The sequence below is a fragment of the Pseudomonas asiatica genome (assembly GCF_009932335.1).
GTDB lineage: Bacteria > Pseudomonadota > Gammaproteobacteria > Pseudomonadales > Pseudomonadaceae > Aquipseudomonas > Aquipseudomonas asiatica.
This window is the reverse complement of the sequence record NZ_BLJF01000001.1, coordinates 3894173-3916522: the sequence shown is the minus strand read 5'-3', so window position 1 is coordinate 3916522 and position 22350 is coordinate 3894173. Positions and strand designations below refer to the sequence as shown.

Below are 22350 nucleotides of genomic sequence, written 5' to 3'. Positions count from 1 at the left end.
GACCTTGAACAAATCACAGATCCTGTGGGAGCGGCCTTGTGTCGCGATAGGGCTGCGCAGCAGCCCCGGCAATTTGTGCATCACTGCTGAAATCCTGGGGCCGCGTCGCGGCCCTTTCGCGACACAAGGCCGCTCCCACAGAGATCGCGTAGCTTCTAGCGTCCGCGCAGTTGCCGGTCGGGCAATGCAAACGCTGCAAACAGTCCCAGCACGGCTACCCCGGCACTCCCCATCAACAACTGCCGGAACGTCTCGAGCAACCGCCCCTGTGTCACCAGGTCCACTTCACCGGCCTTCAGGCTCCCCAGCAACGGATTACCCAGCGACTCGAACCCGCCCTGGTGCAGCAGCGCCAGCAGCAGGCTGGACATGCACGCCACCCCCATGGCCCCACCTAGCGAGCGGAACAGGTTGGTGGTGCTGGTGGCCACGCCGATGTCCTTGCTGTCCACCGCGCTTTGTGTGCCTACCAGCGAGGTCGGAAACTGCAGCCCGCAAGCGATGCCGGTCAGCAGCATGAACAGTGCACTGAGCAAGACCGACTGCGGCGGGGTCAGCGCCATGGCGAAAATGGCCAGTGGCATCAGCAGTGCGCCGGCCAGAATCTGCGGCTTGTAGCGCCCGGTCAGACTAGTCATGCGCCCGCCGGTGAAGGCACCCATGGGCAGCCCCATCACCAGCGGCAGGAGGTGCAGGGCAGCACTGTCGGCGCCGGCACCGGTGATGCCCTGGTAGCGCAACGGCATAAGCATGGTCAGGGAGATCGACTGGAAGCTTGCGAAGAAGATCACGCCCCAGCACAGCACCGCCACGCGATTGCCGAACAGGCCGAGCGGCAGCAGCGGCTCCGGGCAGCGGCGCTCATGGGCGATGAACAGCATCAAGCCCAGCGCGGCGCAGGCGAACAAGGCCAGCACGGCCGGGTCGACCCAGGCGTGGCCCTGGCCGACCAGGGTAATGCCCAGCAACAGGCTACCCAGGCCGAGAATCAGCAAAACGGCACCCAGGTAATCCACCTGCGCCTCGCGGCGCTGCACCGGCATGCCGCCGAGGGCGCGGCGGATCGCCCACAGTGCAACCAGCCCCAGCGGCAGGTTGATCCAGAACACCCAGCGCCATGACAGGTATTCGGTCAACCAGCCGCCCAGCACCGGGCCGGCGACACTGGCCACCGCGTACATGCTGCTGAAGTATCCCTGGTAGCGGCCGCGCTCTCGTGGGGGTACGAAGTCGCCGATGATCGCCTGGCTCACCGAGACCATGCCACCGGCACCGATGCCCTGCAGTACCCGGGCCAGCACCAGCTGTTGCATGTCCTGGGCCAGGGCGCAGGCGATCGAGGCCAGGGTGAACAGGCTGATGCCGGTGAGGATCATCCTGCGCCGCCCGTACAGGTCGCCCAGCTTGCCGTAGATCGGCACGGCCACGGTCATCGCCACCATGTAGCCGGAGATGACCCAGGCCAGCAGGCCGACATCGTTGAACTGCGCCGAGATCGCCGGCAGGGAGACGGCAACGATGGTCTGGTCCAGGGCGCCGAGGAAGATCGCCAGCATCAGGGCGGTGAGCACGTTGCGCAGGGTGGTGGGGGGCAGGGCGGCGGTCACGGGGATACCTTGTTTATCGGTTGAGGCCTCTTCGCGGGCACGCCCGCTCCCACAGGTACAACACAGGGCTTGAAGGCTGTGGTGTACCTGTGGGAGCGGGCGTGCCCGCGAAGGGGCCCCGAAATTGTAACCTGAGTTAGGTAGCTTCCTATCCACTATCTGCATCCCCTATGCAAGATCGGCATTGGCGCATTCGTTCAGTGCTGCATGGCTGCGTGATATCGTTGGTATGCCACAGAGGCTGAAAATCGGGGCTTTGCACCACCTTGGTGCAACATTATGCCGCAGGTTTTTGCGCCGCTGTCTCCCACACCTTTTATTCCTCTGCCTGCATGTCGAGCATGACCGCCCAGATGGCGACGGTTGGAACAGGCCAGGTAGACCCGATTACAGGGGTCGGTAGTTACCGTTCGAATTTCAACTTATTTTGCGGAGTGATCATGCCCAAGGCTTCCCATCAAGATCTGCGTTTTGCCTTCCGCGAGCTGCTCGCTTCAGGTTCCTGTTATCACACCGCATCGGTGTTCGACCCGATGTCGGCACGCATTGCCGCAGACCTGGGCTTCGAGGTCGGCATCCTCGGTGGCTCCGTCGCTTCGCTGCAGGTACTGGCTGCACCGGACTTCGCCCTGATCACCCTCAGCGAGTTCGTCGAGCAGGCCACCCGAATTGGTCGTGTGGCACAACTGCCGGTGCTGGCTGACGCCGACCATGGCTATGGCAACGCGCTGAACGTCATGCGCACGGTCATCGAACTGGAGCGCGCCGGCGTGGCTGCGCTGACCATCGAGGACACCCTGCTGCCTGCCCAGTTCGGGCGCAAGTCCACCGACCTGATCCCGGTTGAAGAGGGCGTAGGCAAGATCCGTGCGGCGCTGGAGGCACGGGTCGATTCGTCGCTGTCGATCATTGCCCGGACCAACGCTGGCGTGCTCACCACCGAAGAAATCATCGTGCGTACCCAGAGCTACCAGAAGGCCGGAGCCGATGGCATCTGCATGGTGGGGGTGAAGGACTTCGAGCAACTCGAGCAGATTGCCGAGCACCTGACGGTGCCATTGATGCTGGTGACCTACGGCAACCCGAACCTGCGTGACGACGAGCGCCTGGCACGCCTGGGCGTGCGCATCGTAGTCGATGGTCACGCGGCCTACTTTGCCGCCATCAAGGCCACCTACGATTGCCTGCGGCTGCAGCGCGGCCAGCAGAACAAGTCGGAAAACCTCAGCGCCACCGAACTCTCGCACACCTACACCCAGCCCGAGGACTACATCCGCTGGGCCAAGGAGTACATGAGCGTCGAGGAGTGACAGTGCCATTCCTGTAGGAGCGGCCTTACAAGTCCTGATCCCACTCCGGTTCGTCCTTGAACCGCTGCACAAGAAAATCCAGCATGCTGCGCAAGGTCGCCGGCATGTGCTTGCGTGAGGTGTATACCGCATTCAGGTTCAGCTCGCGTGGCCTGGCTTCGGGCAGCAGGCGCACCAGTTCACCCCGGCGCAGGGCCTGCGCGGCCTGGTAGGTCGGCAGCATGGCGATACCTGCGCCGGCCAGCGCCGCCTTCTGCAGTGTCATCGCCTCGTTGGCACTGATGTTCCCCGCCACTGGCACGGCGACTTGCTGGCCGGCTACCTCGAAATGCCACAGGCTGTGGCCGAAGTAGGCATGTGTCAGGCAGTTGTGCCGGCTCAGTTCCTCGACCCGTTGCGGCGTGCCGTGCTCGCGCAGGTAGGCCGGTGCCGCACACACAGCCGAGCGGCATACGCTCAGGCGCCGGGCGATCAGGTTGGGGTCCAGGTCATTGCTGGTGCGTATGGCCAGGTCGATGCGCTCGTCCACCAGGTTGACCGTGCGATCGAGCATCTGTAGTTCCACCTTCACCCCGGGGTAGCGTCGGACGTAATCGGCCACAGCATCCACCAGTTGGGCCTGGCCGAATGAGGTGCTGACGCTGATGCGCAGCGCGCCCTTGGGCGCGTCATCCGGCTGCTGCACCGCGGCCTGCAGGTCGCCAGCCAATTCCAGCAATTGCCGGCAGCGGGGCAGGGTTTCCTGGCCGGCGGCGGTGAGGCTGAGCTTGCGTGTGGTGCGCTGCATCAGCCGTGCGCCAACCCAGTCTTCCAGCTCTGCCAGGTAGCGCGAAACCACCGGCCGGGACAGTTGCAGATGATCCGCCGCCGCCGACTGGCTGCCCAGGTCGACGACGGTGACGAAAACGCGCATGGCGTTGAGACGGTCCATGATTTGCCCGGTTTCAGAAACAAACTATGTTCGAGCATCGCATTTTTTGTCACGGATTAGGCAACTAAGCTGTTGGGCATTGTTCATCTGACGGGCGTTTGCGATGTCTCTTTTCACTCCTCTGCGTGGCCTGCTGCTGGCCTGTGTGACCCTGGCCGGCCCGGCGCTGGCTGCCGACCCCTTGCGGCTGGAGGTTTACAACCCCGGGCATGAGGCGATCTTCCCGGTCAGTTCGGTGATCGTCAGCGGCGAGCACGACGCCATCCTCGTCGATGCCCAGTTCGGCAAGGCCCAGGCCGAGCAGCTGGTGCAGCGCCTGCGGGCAGGCGGCAAGCAGCTGACCACTATCTACATCAGCCATGGCGACCCGGACTACTACTTCGGCCTGGATACCCTGACCCAGGCCTTCCCGGACGCCAAGGTGCTGGCGTCGGCCGCCACGGTTGCCCATATCCGCCAGACCAAGGATGCCAAGCTGGCCTACTGGGGCCCGCAGATGGGCGCGGACAAGCCGGCGCGGCTGGTGCTGCCACAGGTGCTCGAAGGCAACCGCCTGACGCTGGAAGGGCAGGACCTTGAGGTGGTCGGCCTCGACGGCTCGCAACCTGACCGCAGTTTTGTGTGGATCCCGTCGATCAAGGCGGTGGTCGGTGGCGTGGTGGTGTCGGAGAACATTCATGTGTGGATGGCCGACACGCAAACGACCAAGTCCCACGCCGACTGGCTCGGCACCCTGGCGCACATCGAAGCGCTGGCGCCGCGTACGGTCATCCCCGGACATTACCTGGGGGGCAGCAGTCGATCGCTGGAGGCCGTGCATTTCACGGCGAACTACATTCGTGACTTCGATGCCGAGACCGCCCAGGCGAAAGACGCCGGTGCGTTGATCGCGGCGATGAAGCGACGTTACCCGAGCCTGGCCGATGAAAGCTCGCTGGAGCTGGGGGCCAAGGTCGCCAAGGGCGAGATGAAGTGGTAGTTCCGTTCAACTGATGGAGAGTATCCCATGAGCAAGATTGCAATCATCGGTGCCACCGGCCGCGCTGGCAGCCAGTTGCTGGAGGAGGCCCTGCGCCGTGGTCACAGTGTGCTGGCCATCGCCCGCGACCCGTCGCGGTTGCAGGGGCGGGAGGGGGTGACCGTCAAGGCGCTGGATGCCAAGGACAGCGCAGCCCTGCAAGCGGCGGTCGCGGGTGTGGATGCGGTGCTGAGTGCGGCGCATTTCTCGACCATCGAGCCACACGCCATCATCGAGCCGGTCAAGCGGGCCAGGGTCAGGCGCCTGCTGGTGGTAGGTGGGGCCGGCAGCCTGTTGCTGCCGTCTGGGCATCGGGTGATCGACAGCCCGGACTTCCCCGAGGCATACAAGGCCGAGGCCACTGCCGGGGTGCGTTTTCTGGAAGCGTTGCAACGGGAGCCGAACCTGGACTGGACCTTCCTGTCGCCGTCGGCGGAGTTCGTTGAAGGTGAGCGCAGCGGGCATTACAAGCTGGGCAAGGATCATCTGTTGATCGGCGCGGATGGCAAGAGCTGGATCACCTTTGCCGATTACGCGATTGCCATGCTCGACGAACTGGAAAAGCCGGCGCATTCGCGGCAGCGTTTCACTGTCGGCTATTGAGTCGCCTGCTTCGCGGGCGTGCCCGCGAAGAGGCCCTCACTGGCTGGCCTGGTGTTCCAGCCAATCCAGCAACTCCCCCAACCCCGCCGGCAAGCTCTTGGCCTGGCTCACCAGGTAATACCCCTTGCCGGTCATCACCTTCAGCGCAAACGGCATGCACAACCGCCCCCCGCGCAAGTCATCGCCGATCAGCGACCAGTCGCCGATGGCCACACCGGTGCCCTGCGAGGCCATGGCCATTGCCATGTCCAGCGTCTCGAAATGCTGCTTCGGGCCTTGAATGGCCAGCGTTGCCCCGGCTGCCTGCAGCCACAACCGCCAGTCATGCTCATTCCGCGAGGGGTGCAGCAGCATGTGTCGCGCCAGGTCCTCGACCTGCTGCAACGGCACCGGCCCCTCGCGCAGTGACGGCGCGCACACCGGCGTCAGCTGCTCATCGAACAGCTTGCGCACGCGCAGCCCGTGGTTCGGCGCATCGCCATACACCACCGCCGCATCGAAACCCTCGCGGCGAAAGTCAACTCCATGTTGCACCGTGGTGGTCAGCTCCACCGGTACATCCGGGCGTAGCGCCTGCCATTCCATCAGGCGTGGCAGCAGCCAGCGCATCACGCAGGTCGGTGCCTTGAGCTGCAAGGTAGTGCTGCGCCCACCCACCTCGCGCACCCCTTGTTCAATCAGCGCAAATACCTGTTGCACCCTTGGCAGCCAGTCCTGGCCTTCACGGGTCAGGCTCAACCCACGGGCCTGGCGCTGGAACAAGGCATAGCCCAGATGCTCTTCGAGGGCCGCGATCTGCCGGCTGACGGCGCCCTGGGTGATATGCAACTGCTGCCCGGCACGGGTGAAATTGCAGTGCTGGGCAGTGACCAGGAAGGTATGCAGGGCGGGCAGGGGCGGGAGGCGTTTCATTGTGCTGAGCCATGATTGCAGGACATGGCTAGTATGTGTTTTTTTGCATTGTGGCGATAGCCGTGGCTGGGTCCAATAGGGGCATAACCCAACCAAGATTCACGGTGAAACCCAATGGCGACCTGCGGCGAAGTACTGGTAAAACTCCTTGAAGGCTATGGTGTTGACCATGTCTTCGGCATTCCTGGTGTACATACCGTGGAGCTCTACCGCGGCCTGGCGGGTTCGTCCATCCGCCATGTCACCCCGCGCCACGAGCAGGGTGCCGGGTTCATGGCCGACGGCTATGCGCGGACCCGCGGTAAACCGGGGGTGTGCTTCATCATCACCGGCCCGGGGATGACCAACATCACCACCGCCATGGGCCAGGCCTATGCCGACTCGATCCCGATGCTGGTGATTTCCAGCGTGCAATCCCGCGACCAGCTGGGCGGTGGCCGTGGCAAGCTGCATGAGTTGCCCAACCAGGCCGCGCTGGTGTCGGGTGTGGCGGCGTTTTCCCATACCCTGATGAGTGCCGATGACCTGCCGCAGGTGCTGGCTCGGGCATTCGCCGTGTTCGAAGGCGCCCGACCGCGCCCGGTGCATATCGAGATCCCGCTCGACGTGCTGGTCGAACCGGCCGATCACCTGCTGCCGGGGCGCGTGGTGCGCAGTACCCGGGCAGGGGCAGCGCCGCAGGCCGTGGCGCAGATGGCCGAGCGCCTGGCCAATGCAAGGCGGCCATTGATCCTGGCCGGGGGCGGTGCATTGGCCGCGGGCGCTGCGCTGGCGCGCCTGGCCGAACAGCTGCAGGCGCCGGTGGCGCTGACCATCAATGCCAAGGGGCTGCTGCCGGCCAGCCACCCCCTGCAGATCGGCTCGACCCAGTCACTGCCAGCCACACGGGCGCTGGTGGCCGAGGCCGATGTGGTGCTGGCGATCGGCACCGAACTGGCCGAAACAGACTATGACGTCACCTTCAAAGGTGGTTTCGAGATCCCGGGCAGCCTGTTGCGCATCGACATCGACCCGGACCAGACCGTGCGCAATTACCTGCCGGCGCTGTCGCTGGTGGCCGATGCCGAACTGGCCGCCGAGGCGCTGCTCGGTGCCTTGCAGGCGCTGCCGCAATCCGTGCGTGAGAGCACGTGGGGCAAGGCCCGGGTGGCCAAGCTGCGCCAGGCACTGGCGGCGGGTTGGGACCAGCCGACCTTGAGCCAGACGCGTCTGCTGAGTGCGATTCTCGAGCGTCTGCCCAATGCCATTCTGGTGGGCGATTCGACCCAGCCGGTGTACACCGGCAACCTGACCCTGGACATGGACCAGCCACGCCGTTGGTTTAACGCATCGACCGGCTACGGCACCTTGGGTTACGCATTGCCGGCGGCCATGGGCGCCTGGCTGGGCAGCGCGGAGCAGGTCGGTGAGCGTGCCCCTGCGGTGTGCCTGATTGGTGATGGCGGTTTGCAGTTCACCTTGCCGGAGCTGGCCAGCGCGGTGGAAGCGCAGGTGCCGCTGATCGTGCTGCTGTGGAACAACCAGGGGTACGAGGAAATCAAGAAGTACATGGTCAACCGGGCTATCGAGCCGGTCGGGGTGGATATACATACGCCGGACTTCATCGGTGTGGCGCGGGCCCTGGGCGCGGCGGCGGAGCAGGTGGCAGATGTGGCGCAGCTGCAGGTGGCGTTGGGGCAGGCAGTGGAGCGCAAGGGGCCGACCTTGATCCAGGTTGACCAGAATCAGTGGCAGGGGGCTGTGTCGGGTTGAAGTAAATCTATTGCCAGTATCGGCCCTTTCGCGGGCTTGCCCGCTCCCACAGGTTTTTGCACAGGCTTTGAGTATTGTGCTGTACCTGTGGGAGCGGGCGAGCCCGCGAAAGGGCCGGTACTGCCGTTCAAAACTTCAGCCAGCAGTCGCCCGCAATCTGGCCACATCACGAATCGGCGGCGCGCCATACAGCCGGCTGTATTCACGGCTGAACTGTGACGGGCTTTCATACCCCACCCGGTAGGCCGCCACCGCTGCCTCGAGGCCGTCATTGAGCATCAATCGCCGCGCCTCCTGCAGGCGCAGTTGCTTCTGGTACTGCAACGGGCTCATCGACGTCACGGCCTTGAACCGGTGGTGCAAGGTCGAGGTGCTGAGGTTGACTTCACGCGCCAGATCCTCGATGCGCAAAGGCCGCTGGTAGTTCTGGTTGAGCCAGGTGATGGCCTGACAAACGCGGTGGGTCTGGCTGTTGGCCAAGGCAATTTCGTACAACCGATAGCCCTGCGGCCCTCGCAGCAGACGGTACAGAATCTCCCGGCGGAACAGCGGCGCCAGCATCGCGATGTCGCGCGGGGTGTCCAGCAGGCGTATCAGCCGCAGCAAGGCGTCGAGCAACGCGGCGTCGGTTCTCTCCACATACAAGCCACGACCGGAAGGCCGGTTGGGCACCAGCATCGGCCCGCTTTCGGCGATCAGCTGGCTTATTTCGGCTGGGTCCAGGTCCATGCGCAGGCCAAGGCTCGGGTGCTCGGGGCTGGCGTCGAGCTTTACGCCGCTAAGCGGCAAGGTTACCGAGACCACCATGTAGTGCAGCGGGTCGTAGGCGTACTGCTCGTCACCCAGGAACAGGCTTTTGCTGCCCTGGGCGAGGATGCACAGCGCGGGTTGCGCCAGGGTCGGTACCGAGCGCACGTTTTCGGTGTAGCGCACCAGGTACAGGTCATCGATGGCCGATGCCGGGCCATGAGGCTCCCCGGCGTGGCGGCGGATCAGCTCGGCCAGCTCCTGGCGTTGCAGTTCCAGGCTTGGGTCGATGGACGTGGCGATAGTCATGATGGCTTTCCTCTGCTGACCGACGCAGCATAGGTTTGGGCAATGGCGGGCGCTAGTCAAAAGCTGCACGCCGATTGCCTGATCCTGCCGCGCTGCAGGATCAGGCAATCGGCGTGCAGTAATGGCCTAACGCGTCGCGCGGGCGAGGCCCTAACCTTGGCAGCCTGGCTTTTTCGTCCGCCTGCTTCAAGGAGATTGTGCAATGACCCCGACACAACCGGTCACCCACCTTGCTTTCATCCGTGCCAGCAGCGGGCGCTCGGCGGAGCTGGGCGCGCGCCTGCGTGACCTGCTCGAGCCCTCGTTGCGGGCACCGGGCTGCCTGAGTTTTTCGGTGCAGCGTTCGCAGGCTGATGCCGATTTATGGTTGCTCAGTGGCAGCTGGCAAGACCAGCAGGCGATGAGTGGCTATTTTGCTTCGCCAACGCTGGAAGTGTTTGGTGAGTTGGTACAGGCGCAGGTGGTCAGCAGCCTGGATCTGCATACCTTTGATTGAGGTGTTGCCTATTCTGGCCTCATCGCCGGCAAGCCAGCTCCCACAGGTTTATCGCAGGTTTCGAGAGCGGTGCAGCACCTGTGGGAGCTGGCTTGCCGGCGATAGGGCCGGTACAGGTGAATAGGGTAAGATGCTGCCCTTGATCAACCAGGTAGATAGCAACATGGCACGTAGGGAATTCCCGCATTTCGAAGCGGTTTCGGCGATGGTCCCGGTGGAAGGTGGCGGCTACAACGCGGCCATCGCAGTCAAGGCCCTGGGCATGGGCGGCGCGCCGCGCTTTCACAAGATTCTCGACGGCCAGGTGTTCAAGGGCGCCGTGGCCGCCGATGAAGCGGCCACGGCCGAGCTGCAACGCCTGCAGGGCGTCAGCGAAGAGGGTGAGCTGATCTGGTGATCAGGCCGGTGGGCGGGCCATCTTGAACAGGTTGCCCAGCTCGAAATAGTCTGCCGGGCCACCACCACGCAGGATCGGCTCGGCGGCAGCGGTATCGTAGATACCGTTCTTCAACAGGTGCTCGGCAATGTGCACCGCCACCACTTCACCCAGGATCAACCAGCTGGGCACCAGTTCCTGGTCGGCCCGCTTGAGCTGGACGATCTGGCTGACCTTGCACTCGAAGGCCACTGGGGTTTCGCCGACACGCGGCACATTGACGATGCTCGATGGCGTGGCGGTGAGGCCGCTCAATTCGAATTCGCTTACCTCGGCGGCAACCGGTGCGCAGCTCTGGTTCATCTGCTCGGCCAACGTGCGAGTGGCCAGGTTCCAGACGAACTCGCCGGTCTGCTCGATGTTGTTCAGGCTGTCTTTGCGCCCGACGCTGCAGAAACCGATGATTGGCGGGATGTAGTTGAAGGCGTTGAAGAAGCTGTAGGGCGCCAGGTTCAGGCGGCCTTCGCGGTCCTGTGAGGAAATCCAGCCGATAGGGCGGGGGCCGACGATGGCGTTGAACGGGTCGTGGGGCAGGCCGTGGCCTTTTGCGGGTTCGTAGTAATACATCTGTGCTGGGCTTGCTGGCCCTACCTCCTGGTGGACAAGGCGCCTAGTGTGCCAAGCCTGTGCCCGCCTGAAAATGATCAAGCCCGGCCGAAGCCGGGCTGGGTGCTCGCATCAGGGATCAGCTGATGCGGTGGGCGTTGGTGCGGTTGAAGCCGTCTTCGGCGAAGCGCTGGCCACCAGTGCGGTCGAAGCCGTCTTCGGCGAAGCGTTGACCACCAGTGCGGTCGAAGCCGTCTTCGGCGAAGCGCTGGCCACCGGTGCGGTCGAAGCCGTCTTCGGCGAAGCGCTGGCCACCAGTGCGGTCGAAGCCATCTTCAGCGAAGCGCTGGCCGCCAGTACGGTCGAAACCATCTTCAGCGTAGGCAGCGGATTGGCTCTGGGTCGCTGCGAAGGTGTGGGCGTTGGTGCGGTTGAAGCCATCTTCGGCGAAAGCGCCAGCAGCGAAAACCGAGAGGGCCAGGGTAAGGATCAGTTTGTTTTTCATGGTCGTTGCTCCAGGGGTTTTTGAGGTTGTTTTGTTTCTATGGGTTTAATCCTACTCCGATTAATTTGATTAAAAAGCGCAAATAGTAGTGCTTAAAAATCGAATAATTCGATATGTTTTGACGTGCATCTTGTGGCTCGGGCAGCGGTTCTGGCTCAGGATGTGTCCGCCCATGCGCCGACGTTCTGCCAGCCATTTCAGCTTGAGGCGGTGGAATTAATGGGGCGTTAAGGATGAAAAATTTGTCATTGAAGGCTGCTGAACGCATTTTTCATACATCACCAACCGATTTTTCAAATGCAGCTCAGCACCATCGCCGCACCTCAAACCGGAGCGGCACAACAATGAACAAACTTCCGCAAATCACCTTGGCCTTCTGGGTCATGAAGATCTGCGCTACCACCCTTGGCGAAACGGCGGGGGATTTGCTGTCGATGACCCTGAACATCGGCTATGCCCTCAGTTCGTTGCTGCTTGTCAGCGTGTTCCTGCTGACCTTGCTCGGCCAGCTGTACTCGCGCCGCTACCACCCGATGCTGTACTGGCTGGTGATCCTCTCCACCAGCACCGCCGGCACCACCATGTCCGACTTCATGGACCGCACCCTGGGCCTGGGCTACGCCGCGGGTTCGGCCATCCTCATCGGCATCTTGCTGCTGACCTTCCTGGTATGGCGCCTGAGCGGCAACCCGCTGGATGTCACCCGCATCAAGAACCGCACGGGGGAATTGTTCTACTGGGTGGCGATCCTGTTTTCCAACACCCTCGGCACGGCGCTGGGTGATTACCTGGCCGATGACTCGGGGCTCGGTTTTGCCGGTGGCGCACTGTTGATAGGCAGTGCCATCGCCTTGGTAGTGGTGGCCCGCTACTGGACACGCATCCCTGGCGTGGTGTTGTTCTGGGTCGCGTTCGTGCTTACCCGCCCGTTCGGCGCCACCTTGGGCGATTTCCTCACCAAGCCCCACGAGAAGGGCGGTTTGGACTTCGGCACGGTCGGCTCTTCGGCGGTGCTGGGAGGGGTGTTGTTGGTACTGGTGCTGATGGCCACCTGGTACCAGCGCCGTGAGCCGCGTCAGGCGTTGGAGATGTCCTGAGCCTGCTTTCCGATACCAGTGAGCCGATTAATTGGGCTATTCGGCTCACATGTTGAGCCGAACAGGATTTCTAATCGGCTCATCAGAAGGCTTCGGAGGTATGGCTTGATGTTTGCGCTGTTGCTGAAATCGAGCGCCGTCCGCGCGGTGCGTCTCGCATGCGCTGGAGCCCTAAAACCGTACACCTGGATTGCATGACGCATTCGCATGTATGAAAAAAGGCGCCCCGATAACGGGGCGCCCTTCTTGATTACGGCAAGCTCACACTCACTCAGTGGTAATCCGCGAGTGCTGCTTGGTGTCCTTCATGGTTGCGTAAACCAGCAGCGAGCAGGCGATGCAGGCGGTCACGTACCAGTAGAAGCCACTCTCCATGCCGGCGCTCTTGAACCACAGGGCCACGTACTCGGCGGTGCCGCCGAAGATCGACACGGTCAGCGCGTACGGCAGGCCCACGCCCAGGGCGCGGATTTCGGTGGGGAACAGCTCGGCTTTGACCACGGCGTTGATCGAGGTGTAGCCGCTGACGATGATCAGCGCCGCCATGATCAGGAAGAACGCGCCCCACCAGGTCTGGATGGTGTGCAGGGTGCTGAGGATCGGTACGGTGAACAGGGTGCCGAGCACGCCGAAGGCGATCAGGATCGGGCGTCGACCGATCTTGTCGGACAGGCCGCCGATCACCGGCTGCAGGCACATGAACAGGAACAGCGTGGCGGCCGAGATGGTGGTCGAGTCGCTGATACTCATGCCAACGGTGTTGACCAGGTACTTCTGCATGTAGGTGGTGTAGGTGTAGAAGGCCAGGGTGCCGCCCATGGTCAGCCCGACCACGGTCATCAGCTCCTTGGGGTGGCGCAGCAGGGTGCGCATCAGGCTTTCCTTGGCCTTTTCCTTCTTGGTGAAGGAGGCGGTTTCTTCCATGCCGCGACGCAGGTACAGGGCCACCACGGCGCACAGCGCACCGATCACGAACGGTACGCGCCAGCCCCAGGCATACAGCTGCTCGGTGGTCAGGGTCTGTTGCAGGACGATCAGTACCGCCAGGGCGATGAGCTGGCCGGAGATCAGGGTGACGTACTGGAAGCTGGAAAAGAAGCCACGGCGGTCCTTGCTGGCCATCTCGCTGAGGTAGGTGGCCGAGGTGCCGTATTCACCACCCACCGACAGGCCCTGCATCAGGCGTGCAATGACCAGCAGGATGGGTGCGGCGACTCCGATGGTTTCGTAACCCGGGGTCAGGGCGATGACCAGCGAGCCTGCGCACATCAACAGTACCGAGGCCATCAATGCGGCCTTGCGGCCTTTGCGGTCGGCGTACAGACCCATCAACCAGCCACCGATCGGGCGCATGAGGAAGCCCACGGCGAAGATCGCGGCGGTATTGAGCAATTGTGCGGTGGAATCGCCGGCCGGGAAGAAGGCCTTGGCGAAGTACAGCGAGAATGCGGCGTAGACGTACCAGTCGTACCATTCGACCATGTTGCCGATGGACCCGCTGAAGATCGACTTCAGGCGGCTGGCGGTGGTTTTTTCTGTGGCAGGCGCGGTGGACGCCCCGGCTGGCAGGGAGGTGGCATTATCCATCAGGGATACCTTCTCGTTGTTTTTGTGGAGCGCGCCGTGGCGCAGCTTGCACAGGTGATTGCAGAAGGTGTGCCAAATGGGTGCATTGGGCTTCAAATGGGGGCGCTGCGCGCCCCTTCGCGGGCACGCCCGCTCCCACAGAAGCCGCGTTATTCCTGACGTGGCGCATTTCCTTGTGGGAGCGGGCGTGCCCGCGAAGGGCTGCAAAGCAGCCCCGGAAAATCAGATTAATGAGCGGTTTTTTGCTTGCTGATTGAGCGAGATAAGCGGATTTCCGCTCATTCCCGCTCGATGAAGTCCTCGCGCACCAACCCATGCCGCTGCATCTTTTCGTTCAGCGTGCGCCGCGGCAGCTGCAAGGCCTCCATCACCGCCTTGATTTCGCCCCCGTGCTGGCGCAGCGCCGCGCGCAGGCATTGCGCCTCGAACGCTTCCATCTGTTCGCTCAACGACTGCCCGGCAGGCGTCACCTCGATGTTCGGCGAGCCCAGCCCCAATGCATGCCGTTCCGCCGCGTTGGCCAGCTCACGCACGTTGCCCGGCCAGTCATGCGACAGCAGCTGCGCCAGTTGCGCGCCCGACAGTGGCGGGGCTGCGCGACCAAGCTTTTCGCCGGCGGCACGGGCAAAGTGCTCGAACAGCAGTGGAATGTCCTCACGCCGTTCACGCAACGGCGCCAGGCGCAACTCGGCCACGTTCAGGCGATAGGCAAGGTCTTCGCGGAAGCGCCCGGCGCGGGCTTCTTCGAGCAGGTCGGGCTTGGTCGCGGCAATGATGCGCAGGTCGACGCTGATGCTCTGGTTGGCCCCCAGGCGTTCCAGCTTCTGTTCCTGGATCACCCGCAGCAGCTTGGCCTGTTGGGCCAGTGGCATGCTTTCGATTTCGTCGAGGAACACCGTGCCACCGTTGGCGTACTCCAGCTTGCCGATGCGCTTGCCTTGGGCACCGGTAAAAGCGCCGCTTTCATGGCCGAACAGCTCGGCCTCGAACAGCGACTCGGGGATGGCTGCACAGTTGAGGGCGACGAACGGCTTGCCGGCGCGTGGGCCAAAATCGTGCAGGCAGCGGGCCACGCGCTCTTTGCCACTGCCGGTTTCGCCGCGGATCAGCACATTGACCGGCAGGCTGGCCAGGTCCAGCACTTGCCGACGCAGCTGTTGCAGGCCCTGGGACATACCCAGCAGTGTGCCTTCCAGGCGTGACTTGAGATCGGCCTGCTCGTGCAGCCGGCGGTTTTCCAAGACCAGCTGGCGCTTTTCCAGGGCCCTGCGCAGGCTGCCCAGCAGGTGCTGCGGGGTAAAGGGTTTTTCCAGGAAGTCGTAGGCCCCGCTGCGCATGGCTTCCACTGCCATGGGCACATCGCCGTGGCCGGTCAGCAGGATCACCGGCAAGTCGGGGTCGTCCGCCTGCAGGCGTTCGAGCAACTGCAGGCCATCCATGCCCGGCATGCGTACATCGCTGATGATCACCCCGGGAAAGTGCCGTGGCAGGTGTGCCAGGCATTCTTCGGCGCGGGCGAACAGTTGCACGCTGAAGCCCGACAGGCTCAGCCATTGCTCGACCGCCGTGCGGATACTGGCTTCATCATCGACGACGATCACTGAATTCAACATGCAGGCTCCAGGTCACGGGGCAGGGTAAGGCTCAGGCGCGCGCCGCCAGGCAGGTTTTCGGCCTGCAGCTTGCCGCCGGCCTCGTGGACAATGCCGTAGGAAATGGCTAGCCCCAGCCCAAGGCCTTCACCCACCGGCTTGGTGGTGAAGAATGGGTCGAAGACCTTGGCCAGGTTGGCCTCGGCAATGCCGCCACCCGAATCCAGCACGCTCAGGCGCCATAGCTCGCCGTCGGGCTCGATGCGGATCTCCAGGCGTTTGTAGCGCTTGTCGGCCATGGCGTCGAGGGCATTGCGCAGCAGGTTGATCAGCACCTGCTCCAGGCGAATGGCATCGCCGCGCACCCAGGCCGGGCGCGCCAGGTACAGGGCTACCTCCACTTCTTCGCTGCGAATACGCGCCTCCAGCAGGTGCAGTGCCTGGTCGACCACGGTGGCCAGGTCGAGGCGTTCGCGCAGGCCGACCGGGCTGTTGCGGGCGAAGGTTTTCAGGTGACTGGTGAGCGCGGCCATGCGCGTGAGCATCTGCTCCAGCGGCTCCAGTGCCTGGCGTGCTTCGTCATATCGGCCATGGTCGAGCAGCAGACGCAGGGTTTCCAGTTGCATGCGCTGGGTGGTCAGCGGCTGGTTGATTTCATGGGCCATGGCCGCCGACATTTGCCCAAGCGCCGCCAGCTTGGCCGATTGCACCAGCCCCTCCTGGGCGGTGCGCAGCTCACGGGTGCGTTCCTCGACCTGGCGCTTGAGCTCCTCCCGGCTACGCTGGCGCAGGCGGGCAAGGCGCAGGCGCTGGCTGACGAACAGCGCAGCGAACACCAGGCTCAGCCATACGGCGGCGGCGCCGAGGGCGGCATTGCGACCGTCGGCGGCCACCTGCGGCTTGCGCAGCAGATGCAAGGTCCAGTTTTCACTTTCCAGCGGCAGGCTTTCCCACAGGTACTCGGCGCTACCCTCCGGGCCTTGCACGCGGCTGAGGGTGCTGTTGGCGGCAAAGCGGGTCAGCACCTGGTGCTGCAGCGGCACCAGCGGTTGCTTGTCGTACTGACGGGTTTCGGCCAGTTCGGCACGGTCGGCACCATTGAGCGGCTGCAGCTCGCGGTAGCGCCAGCCGTCCTGGTTGGCGATGAAGGTGATGCCACGGGCATCGCTGACCAGCAGGATGTCGCTGCCCTGGCGCCACTCGCGCTCCAGTTCGGGGAACTCCAGCTTAACCACCATGGCGCCGAGGAAGCGGCCATGCTCGTCGTTCACCGCGCTGGCGAGGAAGTAGCCCGGCACGCCACTGGTCACGCCCACGGCGTAGAAGCGGCCACTGCCTTGGCTGCGGGTTTGCTTGAAGTAGGGGCGGAAACCGTAGTTGGAGCCCACATAGCTGCTGGGCAGCCGCCAGTTGCTGGCGGCGATGGCCAGGCCGGTGCGGTCGAGCAGTTCGAGGGTGGAGGAGTTGGCAGCGCCGTTGATGCGTTCGAGTTTGCGGTTCAAGGCGTCCTGCACCGGTTCGCTGACCGGGCCGCGCAGGGCGGCGATCAGTTCCGGGTCCAGCGCCAGCACGGCGGGCAGGGCGCGGTAGCGGTCGATCAGCGTGTGCAGGGCATTGGCATACAGGCCCAACTGCTGGCTGGCACGCTGGGCGTCGGCTTCCATGGCCTGGCGCTTGGCCTGGTGCATGGCCCAGCCGGCGCTGAGGGCGGTGCCCAGCACGATCAGCAGGGAGATCAGCCCCAGACGCAGGGCGCGAACGGAAAAGGGCATGGGGCGGATCCGGATGAATGGGATATCAGGGCCGGCCTCTTCGCGGGCAAGCCCGCGAAGAGGCCGGTACAGGCAAAACCAGTCAGTTACAGCAGTTCAAAGCTCTGCTGCTGTACCGCCTGGGAATCCAGCCCGACCTGTACATTGAATTCCCCCGGCTCGGCAACTCGCTGCAGTTGGCCATTGTAGAACTTCAGGTCTTCCTCGCTGATGCGGAAGCTCAACGTGCGCGACTCGCCAGGCTTGAGCATCAGCTTCTGGAAGTTCTTCAGTTCCTTCACCGGGCGGCTCATCGATGCCGATACATCCTGCAGGTACAGCTGCACCACGGTCTCGCCTGCCACCTTGCCGGTGTTCTTCACCGTCACCTTGGCTTCCAGCGTGTCGCCACGCTTGAGGTCCTTGTTCGACAGCTTCAGCCCCGACAGCTCGAAGCTGCTGTAGCTCAGGCCATAGCCGAACGGGTACAGCGGGCCATTGGGCTCTTCGAAGTACTGCGAGGTGTAGTTGCCCGGCTTGCCCGGTGTGAAGGGCCGGCCGATACGGGTGTGGTTGTAGTACATCGGGATCTGCCCGACCGAACGCGGGAAGGTGATGGCCAGCTTGCCGGACGGGTTGTAATCGCCGAACAGTACGTCGGCGATCGCGTTGCCGCCTTCGGTACCGGCAAACCAGGTTTCCAGAATGGCGTCGGCCTGCTCGCGTTCCCAGGCAATCGACAGTGGGCGGCCGTTCATCAGCACCAGCACCAGCGGCTTGCCGGTGGCCTTCAGGGCCTTGATCAGCTCCCGCTGGCTGGCCGGGATTTCCAGGGTGGTGCGGCTCGACGACTCGTGGGACATGCCGCGGGATTCGCCGACCACTGCCACCACCACATCGGACTGCTTCGCCGCCTTCACCGCCTCGTCGATCAGCACCGCAGGCGGGCGCGGGTCGTCGACGATTTCCGGAGCATCGAAGTTGAGGAAGTTCAGGTAATCGAACATCGCCTTGTCGCCGGTGACATTGGAGCCTTTGGCGTAGACCAGCTTGGCCTTGCCCTCCACGGCGCGGCGCAGGCCTTCGCGCACGGTCACCGAGTGCATCGGTTTGCCGTCGGCAGCCCAGCTGCCCATCATGTCGATCGGGGCATCGGCCAGTGGGCCGACCAAGGCGATGGTGCCGGCCTTTTTCAGCGGCAGCGTCTGGTTGCGGTTTTCCAGCAGCACCAGGCTGCGGCGCGCCACGTCACGTGCGGCGTCGCGGTGCAGGCGGTCGTTGCCGTAGTAGTCCTTCAGGTCGGTTTCGGCCTTGCCGATGCGCACGTACGGGTCCTTGAACAGGCCCATGTCGTACTTGGCACCCAGCACTTCGCGCACTGCCTGGTCCAGTTCGGCCTGGGTCACTTCGCCAGACTTCAGCAGGCCTGGCAGCTCTTCGCCGTACAGGGTGTCGTTCATGCTCATGTCGATGCCGGCCTTGATCGCCAGCTTGGCGGCTTCGCGCCCGTCGCGGGCGACGCCATGGCGGATCAGTTCCTGGATGGCACCGTGGTCGCTGATGGTCACGCCCTTGAAGCCCCACTCCTTGCGCAGCAGGTCGTTCATCAGCCAGGTGTTGGAGGTGGCCGGCACGCCGTTGATCGAGTTCAGCGCCACCATCACTCCGCCGGCACCAGCGTCGAGCGCGGCGCGATAGGGTGGCAGGTAGTCGTTGTACATTTTCGGCAGGCTCATATCGACCGTGTTGTAGTCGCGCCCGCCTTCCACCGCGCCATACAGGGCGAAGTGCTTGACGATGGCCATGATGCTGTCGGGGTTGGCCGGGCTGCTGCCCTGGAACGAGCGGACCATCACCTGGCCGATCTTCGAGGTCAGGTAGGTGTCCTCGCCGAAGCCTTCACTGGTGCGGCCCCAGCGCGGGTCGCGGGCGATGTCGACCATCGGTGCGAAGGTCATGTCCAGGGCGTCCGCCGCGGCTTCGATGGCGGCGGTGCGGCCGACCTTGGCGACGGCGTCCATGTCCCAGGTCGCGGCCATGCCCAGGCCGATCGGGAAAATGGTGCGTTCGCCGTGGACGGTGTCGTAGGCGAAGAACATCGGAATCTTCAGCCGGCTACGCATCGCCGCGTCCTGCATGGGGCGGTTCTCGGGGGCCGTGCGTGAGTTGAAGGTACCGCCGATGCGCCCGGCGGCAATTTCCTCGCGGATCTTATCCTTGGGCATTTCCGGCCCGATACTGATCAGGCGCAGTTGGCCGATCTTCTCGGCTTCGGTCATCTGGCTGATCAGATGGTCGATGAACGCCTGCTTGTCCTGCAGGGGCGGGGCGGAGGGGGCGGCGAGTGCCGCCTGACTGGCAAGGCCCATGGCCAGGCCCAGCAAAGACAGTTTCATCATCAATTCCGTTGTGAGGCCTGTGCCGTATCCACGGTGATACGCGCGCGGCCGAAGTTTTCAGGCGGCTATTGTTGTACGATTTGCAGGCATTTCTTCCAGCGGCGGATTATGCCTGAATATGTCGCCTGCGGATGAAGCCCCGAATGCCGGGAGAACAACTATAAGAACGCTCAAGAGACCGATGGCATGACCCCCCTCGATGAATACCATCAGCGCCAGATCGCCGAAGCCATTGCCCGTGCCGAACGGCGCACCGATGCCGAACTGGTGACGGTGCTGGCCCGCCGGGCCGACGATTATGCCTACTGGCCGTTGTTCTGGGCCGCCGTGCTGGCGCTGGCCGTGCCGGCCCTGTTGCACTGGCTGCTGGGTTGGCCCGGAGTGCGTGGCTTGCTGGTGGCCAATGTGCTGCTGTTCGTAGGCTTGTGTCTGCTGTTGCGCAGCCCACGCCTGGCCGGCTGGGTGATCCCCCGGGCCCTGCGCCGCTGGCGTGCTTCGCGCCTGGCCCGCCAGCAGTTTCGCGAACAGAACCTGCAGCGCACTGCCGGTGCCACGGGCGTACTGATCTTCGTCAGCGAGGCGGAGCGGCATGTGGAGATCCTTGTCGACCGCGGTATCGAGCGCCATCTGGATGCCACTGCCCGCGCGGCCATCGTCGCCCGCCTTGCTGAACAGGTACGCCAGGGCCGCACCTTGCAGGGGTTTGTCGAGTGCATCGAGGCATGCGGCGAACTGCTCAGCGAACATGTGCCGCCTACCCATGCACGTAACGAGTTGCCCAACCGGTTGGTGATTCTCGATTGAGCCGAACCCCGATGGCTTGACGCGCCCCCTGTAGGAGCGGCTTTAGCCGCGAACACCGGCGCAGCCGGGGCCATGCACCGCGTTGGATTCTTCGCGGCTAAAGCCGCTCCCACAGGGTACGCGTACCGCTTGCGAATTCAGTTCCCTACGCGACAGCGCAGCCCAAAGGACTGGGCGATCTCCCACAGGAAGTTAGCCACCCTGTAGAATGCGTGCATTGCGCCATGCGCTCCCCGCTATCCGAGGCACCGTTTTTCCATGTCCGCCAGTTCTTCTGCCCCATCCGCGCCGGATGCGCGCACCCAGTTTCTCGACCTGCTGACCGCCGCCCTGCATGGCAATACCCTGGTCAAACTGGTATTGGCGCGCCATGTCGGTGCCGACCAGACCCTGCAACGGATCATTGCCAAGCCGCTGCAGGTCAAGGGCCAGCCGTGCCTGTCGCTGGTCTATCGCCACCAGACCCGCGACATCACCCGCAATCTGGCGCTGGAGCAGGCCCAGGCGCTGGTCGCCGAGCTGCTACCGGACAGCTTCCGCAACGCGCACCTGTTCGATGCCGACGGTGAAGTGCAGTTGACCTTCAGCAAGAAGGGCAAGCCCATGCTCCAGCGCCACGGCGCACAGGCGCCACGCGAAGCTGCCAGTCGCAGCGGCCATGACCGCGAGAAGAAGCGCTATCTGGAGCTTTCACGGCCGTTCCTGCGGGACCTCGGCGTGACTGACGCACAAGGCGCGCTGATACCGTCGATGTCGCGCAAGTGGAAGCAGATCAACAAGTTCATCGAAGTCTTCGACCACGCCCTGGCCAGTGCACCGGTGCCGGCGGAGCAGGCGCTACGGGTGGCCGACTTCGGCTCAGGCAAGGGCTACCTGACCTTTGCCATGCACGACTACCTGCACAATAGCCTGGGCCGCGAAGCACAGGTAACCGGCGTCGAGCTGCGCCAGGACATGGTCGACCTGTGCAACGCCGCCGCCTTGCGTCTGGAGCACCCGGGCCTGGAGTTCCAGTGTGGTGACGTGCGTAGCGTGGTGCCCGAGGCCATCGAAGTGATGATTGCCCTGCATGCCTGCGACATCGCCACCGACTACGCCATCCACACCGGCATCCGCTGCAACGCCGCGATCATCATGTGCTCGCCGTGCTGCCACAAGCAGATCCGCCCGCAACTGCACAGCCCGGGGTTGTTGCAACCGATGCTGCAGTACGGCCTGCACATGGGCCAGCAGGCCGAAATGCTGACCGACAGCCTGCGCGCGCTGTACCTGGAAGCTTGCGGGTACGAGACCAAGGTGTTCGAGTTCATTTCGCTGGAGCACACCAACAAGAACAAGATGATTCTTGCGGTGAAGCGGCGCCAGGCAGGGGACAACGGCGCGTTGCTGGAGAAGATCGGACAGCTCAAGGCGTTTTACGGGGTGCAGGAGCATTGCCTGGAGACGTTGTTGCAGGCGGACGGGTTGCTCTGATAGCACTGCTTGCTTCTACGGGCCTCTAAAACATTCTTCGGGTCGAAGTCTCGATTCCGCGTAGGAAAATTCCCAACAGTTACTTACAGCGACTCCCAGCATCATCAATTCTGTAGTGTGGCGTGCACGCTTGCCGATTGGGTGGTTGTCATTTGACAACCTTTGGCATGCAAGTCCACACTGGAGAAAATCTGATGTCACGCCCCAGTCACGCCAGGAAGGAGGTTGAGCAGGCCTTGAGGCACGCTGAGTCAAAGGGATGGAGAGTAGTGGTGGGTGGGGGGCATTGTTGGGGGAAAATGTACTGCCCGTGGAACGATGCCCATTGTCGGTGTGGGGAGTTTTGCATTACCAGTATCTGGAGCACCCCGAGGAGCCCTGGCAATTTGGCGCGTCAGCTGAGGCGTGTGGTTGATAACTGTTCGGGCAGCAAAGTTGCCTTAGGCGCACCAAATGCCGGAGAGGAGTAGAAGCA

Annotated in this window: 20 protein-coding genes; 10 read left to right on the top strand and 10 right to left on the bottom strand. The window is 63.6% G+C overall.

Annotation, left to right across the window (positions count from 1 at the left end):
• Positions 1 to 155 precede the first annotated feature (155 nt).
• Positions 156 to 1607, bottom strand: a complete 1452-nt coding sequence (locus tag GYA95_RS18160; RefSeq protein ID WP_015271644.1) for an MDR family MFS transporter — start codon at positions 1605 to 1607, stop codon at positions 156 to 158.
• A gap of 440 nt (positions 1608 to 2047) precedes the next feature.
• On the opposite strand from GYA95_RS18160, the gene GYA95_RS18155 reads away from it, so the two are divergent.
• Positions 2048 to 2917 carry an isocitrate lyase/PEP mutase family protein gene (locus GYA95_RS18155; protein WP_003259571.1) on the top strand — a complete coding sequence of 290 codons (870 nt, stop codon included), beginning with the start codon at positions 2048 to 2050 and terminating at the stop codon, positions 2915 to 2917.
• 25 nt (positions 2918 to 2942) lie between these two features.
• Here the strand turns inward: GYA95_RS18155 and GYA95_RS18150 are convergent, their stop codons facing one another.
• Positions 2943 to 3848 carry a LysR family transcriptional regulator gene (locus GYA95_RS18150; RefSeq protein ID WP_015271643.1) on the bottom strand — a complete coding sequence of 302 codons (906 nt, stop codon included), beginning with the start codon at positions 3846 to 3848 and terminating at the stop codon, positions 2943 to 2945.
• Positions 3849 to 3951: 103 nt separating this feature from the next.
• Between GYA95_RS18150 and GYA95_RS18145 the strand changes: the two genes are divergently transcribed.
• On the top strand, positions 3952 to 4827 hold the full coding sequence (locus GYA95_RS18145; protein WP_054571989.1) for an MBL fold metallo-hydrolase: 876 nt from the start codon (positions 3952 to 3954) through the stop codon (positions 4825 to 4827).
• A 27-nt stretch (positions 4828 to 4854) separates the two neighbouring features.
• A complete protein-coding gene (locus GYA95_RS18140) occupies positions 4855 to 5469 on the top strand; it encodes an NAD(P)-dependent oxidoreductase (protein WP_015271641.1) in 615 nt (204 codons plus the stop codon).
• A 36-nt stretch (positions 5470 to 5505) separates the two neighbouring features.
• Here the strand turns inward: GYA95_RS18140 and GYA95_RS18135 are convergent, their stop codons facing one another.
• Complete coding sequence (locus tag GYA95_RS18135; protein ID WP_015271640.1) at positions 5506 to 6381, bottom strand: LysR substrate-binding domain-containing protein; 876 nt, start codon at positions 6379 to 6381, stop codon at positions 5506 to 5508.
• 114 nt (positions 6382 to 6495) lie between these two features.
• Here GYA95_RS18135 and GYA95_RS18130 point away from each other — a divergent pair, with 114 nt between their 5' ends.
• Positions 6496 to 8133 carry a 5-guanidino-2-oxopentanoate decarboxylase gene (locus GYA95_RS18130; RefSeq protein WP_015271639.1) on the top strand — a complete coding sequence of 546 codons (1638 nt, stop codon included), beginning with the start codon at positions 6496 to 6498 and terminating at the stop codon, positions 8131 to 8133.
• 135 nt (positions 8134 to 8268) lie between these two features.
• On the opposite strand, the gene GYA95_RS18125 is transcribed toward GYA95_RS18130, so the two are convergent.
• Complete coding sequence (locus GYA95_RS18125) at positions 8269 to 9189, bottom strand: AraC family transcriptional regulator (protein ID WP_003258430.1); 921 nt, start codon at positions 9187 to 9189, stop codon at positions 8269 to 8271.
• A gap of 202 nt (positions 9190 to 9391) precedes the next feature.
• Between GYA95_RS18125 and GYA95_RS18120 the strand changes: the two genes are divergently transcribed.
• Together GYA95_RS18120 and GYA95_RS18115 are read left to right on the top strand one after the other, a co-directional pair.
• Positions 9392 to 9685 (top strand): putative quinol monooxygenase, encoded by a 294-nt coding sequence (locus GYA95_RS18120; RefSeq protein WP_015271638.1) that lies wholly within the window; start codon positions 9392 to 9394, stop codon positions 9683 to 9685.
• A 130-nt stretch (positions 9686 to 9815) separates the two neighbouring features.
• Entirely contained in the window at positions 9816 to 10082 is a 267-nt protein-coding gene (locus GYA95_RS18115; protein ID WP_015271637.1) for a hypothetical protein, read from the top strand.
• Here GYA95_RS18115 and GYA95_RS18110 read toward each other — a convergent pair whose 3' ends face one another.
• Positions 10083 to 10688 carry a flavin reductase family protein gene (locus tag GYA95_RS18110; protein ID WP_013974025.1) on the bottom strand — a complete coding sequence of 202 codons (606 nt, stop codon included), beginning with the start codon at positions 10686 to 10688 and terminating at the stop codon, positions 10083 to 10085.
• Between the two features lie 118 nt (positions 10689 to 10806).
• Positions 10807 to 11172, bottom strand: coding sequence for a hypothetical protein (locus GYA95_RS18105; RefSeq protein WP_015271636.1), 366 nt, complete (start codon positions 11170 to 11172; stop codon positions 10807 to 10809).
• A 344-nt stretch (positions 11173 to 11516) separates the two neighbouring features.
• On the opposite strand from GYA95_RS18105, the gene GYA95_RS18100 reads away from it, so the two are divergent.
• The gene (locus GYA95_RS18100) at positions 11517 to 12269 is read left to right on the top strand and encodes a COG4705 family protein (RefSeq protein ID WP_013974024.1); all 753 of its coding nucleotides are present in this window, start codon (positions 11517 to 11519) and stop codon (positions 12267 to 12269) included.
• 267 nt (positions 12270 to 12536) lie between these two features.
• Here the strand turns inward: GYA95_RS18100 and GYA95_RS18095 are convergent, their stop codons facing one another.
• The 4 genes from GYA95_RS18095 to bglX form a co-directional block, all read right to left on the bottom strand.
• Complete coding sequence (locus GYA95_RS18095) at positions 12537 to 13856, bottom strand: MFS transporter (protein WP_003258436.1); 1320 nt, start codon at positions 13854 to 13856, stop codon at positions 12537 to 12539.
• A 278-nt stretch (positions 13857 to 14134) separates the two neighbouring features.
• Entirely contained in the window at positions 14135 to 15469 is a 1335-nt protein-coding gene (locus GYA95_RS18090; RefSeq protein ID WP_015271635.1) for a sigma-54-dependent transcriptional regulator, read from the bottom strand.
• Positions 15463 to 17220, bottom strand: coding sequence for a sensor histidine kinase (locus GYA95_RS18085; protein WP_015271634.1), 1758 nt, complete (start codon positions 17218 to 17220; stop codon positions 15463 to 15465). The genes GYA95_RS18090 and GYA95_RS18085 overlap by 7 nt, the downstream gene beginning before the upstream one ends.
• 86 nt (positions 17221 to 17306) lie before the next feature.
• Positions 17307 to 19598 carry a beta-glucosidase BglX gene (gene bglX, locus GYA95_RS18080; protein ID WP_043935888.1) on the bottom strand — a complete coding sequence of 764 codons (2292 nt, stop codon included), beginning with the start codon at positions 19596 to 19598 and terminating at the stop codon, positions 17307 to 17309.
• Between the two features lie 186 nt (positions 19599 to 19784).
• Here bglX and GYA95_RS18075 point away from each other — a divergent pair, with 186 nt between their 5' ends.
• The 3 genes from GYA95_RS18075 (at position 19785) to GYA95_RS27975 (ending at position 22345) form a co-directional block, all read left to right on the top strand.
• Positions 19785 to 20402, top strand: a complete 618-nt coding sequence (locus GYA95_RS18075; protein WP_015271632.1) for a TPM domain-containing protein — start codon at positions 19785 to 19787, stop codon at positions 20400 to 20402.
• Positions 20403 to 20660: 258 nt separating this feature from the next.
• Positions 20661 to 21875 carry a class I SAM-dependent methyltransferase gene (locus GYA95_RS18070; protein WP_015271631.1) on the top strand — a complete coding sequence of 405 codons (1215 nt, stop codon included), beginning with the start codon at positions 20661 to 20663 and terminating at the stop codon, positions 21873 to 21875.
• Between the two features lie 194 nt (positions 21876 to 22069).
• The gene (locus GYA95_RS27975; protein ID WP_080604900.1) at positions 22070 to 22345 is read left to right on the top strand and encodes a hypothetical protein; all 276 of its coding nucleotides are present in this window, start codon (positions 22070 to 22072) and stop codon (positions 22343 to 22345) included.
• Positions 22346 to 22350: the final 5 nt, after the last annotated feature.

Excerpts from the sequence above, each read along its gene's own strand:
- GYA95_RS18090 (WP_015271635.1), bottom strand. The coding sequence starts at position 15,469 with ATGTTGAATTCAGTGATCGTCGTCGATGATGAAGCCAGTATCCGCACG.
- GYA95_RS27975 (WP_080604900.1), top strand. The coding sequence starts at position 22,070 with ATGTCACGCCCCAGTCACGCCAGGAAGGAGGTTGAGCAGGCCTTGAGG.
- GYA95_RS18145 (WP_054571989.1), top strand. The coding sequence starts at position 3,952 with ATGTCTCTTTTCACTCCTCTGCGTGGCCTGCTGCTGGCCTGTGTGACC.
- GYA95_RS18105 (WP_015271636.1), bottom strand. The coding sequence starts at position 11,172 with ATGAAAAACAAACTGATCCTTACCCTGGCCCTCTCGGTTTTCGCTGCT.
- GYA95_RS18140 (WP_015271641.1), top strand. The coding sequence starts at position 4,855 with ATGAGCAAGATTGCAATCATCGGTGCCACCGGCCGCGCTGGCAGCCAG.
- GYA95_RS18100 (WP_013974024.1), top strand. The coding sequence starts at position 11,517 with ATGAACAAACTTCCGCAAATCACCTTGGCCTTCTGGGTCATGAAGATC.
- GYA95_RS18130 (WP_015271639.1), top strand. The coding sequence starts at position 6,496 with ATGGCGACCTGCGGCGAAGTACTGGTAAAACTCCTTGAAGGCTATGGT.
- GYA95_RS18075 (WP_015271632.1), top strand. The coding sequence starts at position 19,785 with ATGACCCCCCTCGATGAATACCATCAGCGCCAGATCGCCGAAGCCATT.
- GYA95_RS18070 (WP_015271631.1), top strand. The coding sequence starts at position 20,661 with ATGTCCGCCAGTTCTTCTGCCCCATCCGCGCCGGATGCGCGCACCCAG.
- GYA95_RS18125 (WP_003258430.1), bottom strand. The coding sequence starts at position 9,189 with ATGACTATCGCCACGTCCATCGACCCAAGCCTGGAACTGCAACGCCAG.
- GYA95_RS18095 (WP_003258436.1), bottom strand. The coding sequence starts at position 13,856 with ATGGATAATGCCACCTCCCTGCCAGCCGGGGCGTCCACCGCGCCTGCC.
- GYA95_RS18150 (WP_015271643.1), bottom strand. The coding sequence starts at position 3,848 with ATGGACCGTCTCAACGCCATGCGCGTTTTCGTCACCGTCGTCGACCTG.
- GYA95_RS18085 (WP_015271634.1), bottom strand. The coding sequence starts at position 17,220 with ATGCCCTTTTCCGTTCGCGCCCTGCGTCTGGGGCTGATCTCCCTGCTG.
- GYA95_RS18115 (WP_015271637.1), top strand. The coding sequence starts at position 9,816 with ATGCTGCCCTTGATCAACCAGGTAGATAGCAACATGGCACGTAGGGAA.
- bglX (WP_043935888.1), bottom strand. The coding sequence starts at position 19,598 with ATGATGAAACTGTCTTTGCTGGGCCTGGCCATGGGCCTTGCCAGTCAG.
- GYA95_RS18155 (WP_003259571.1), top strand. The coding sequence starts at position 2,048 with ATGCCCAAGGCTTCCCATCAAGATCTGCGTTTTGCCTTCCGCGAGCTG.
- GYA95_RS18135 (WP_015271640.1), bottom strand. The coding sequence starts at position 6,381 with ATGAAACGCCTCCCGCCCCTGCCCGCCCTGCATACCTTCCTGGTCACT.
- GYA95_RS18120 (WP_015271638.1), top strand. The coding sequence starts at position 9,392 with ATGACCCCGACACAACCGGTCACCCACCTTGCTTTCATCCGTGCCAGC.
- GYA95_RS18110 (WP_013974025.1), bottom strand. The coding sequence starts at position 10,688 with ATGTATTACTACGAACCCGCAAAAGGCCACGGCCTGCCCCACGACCCG.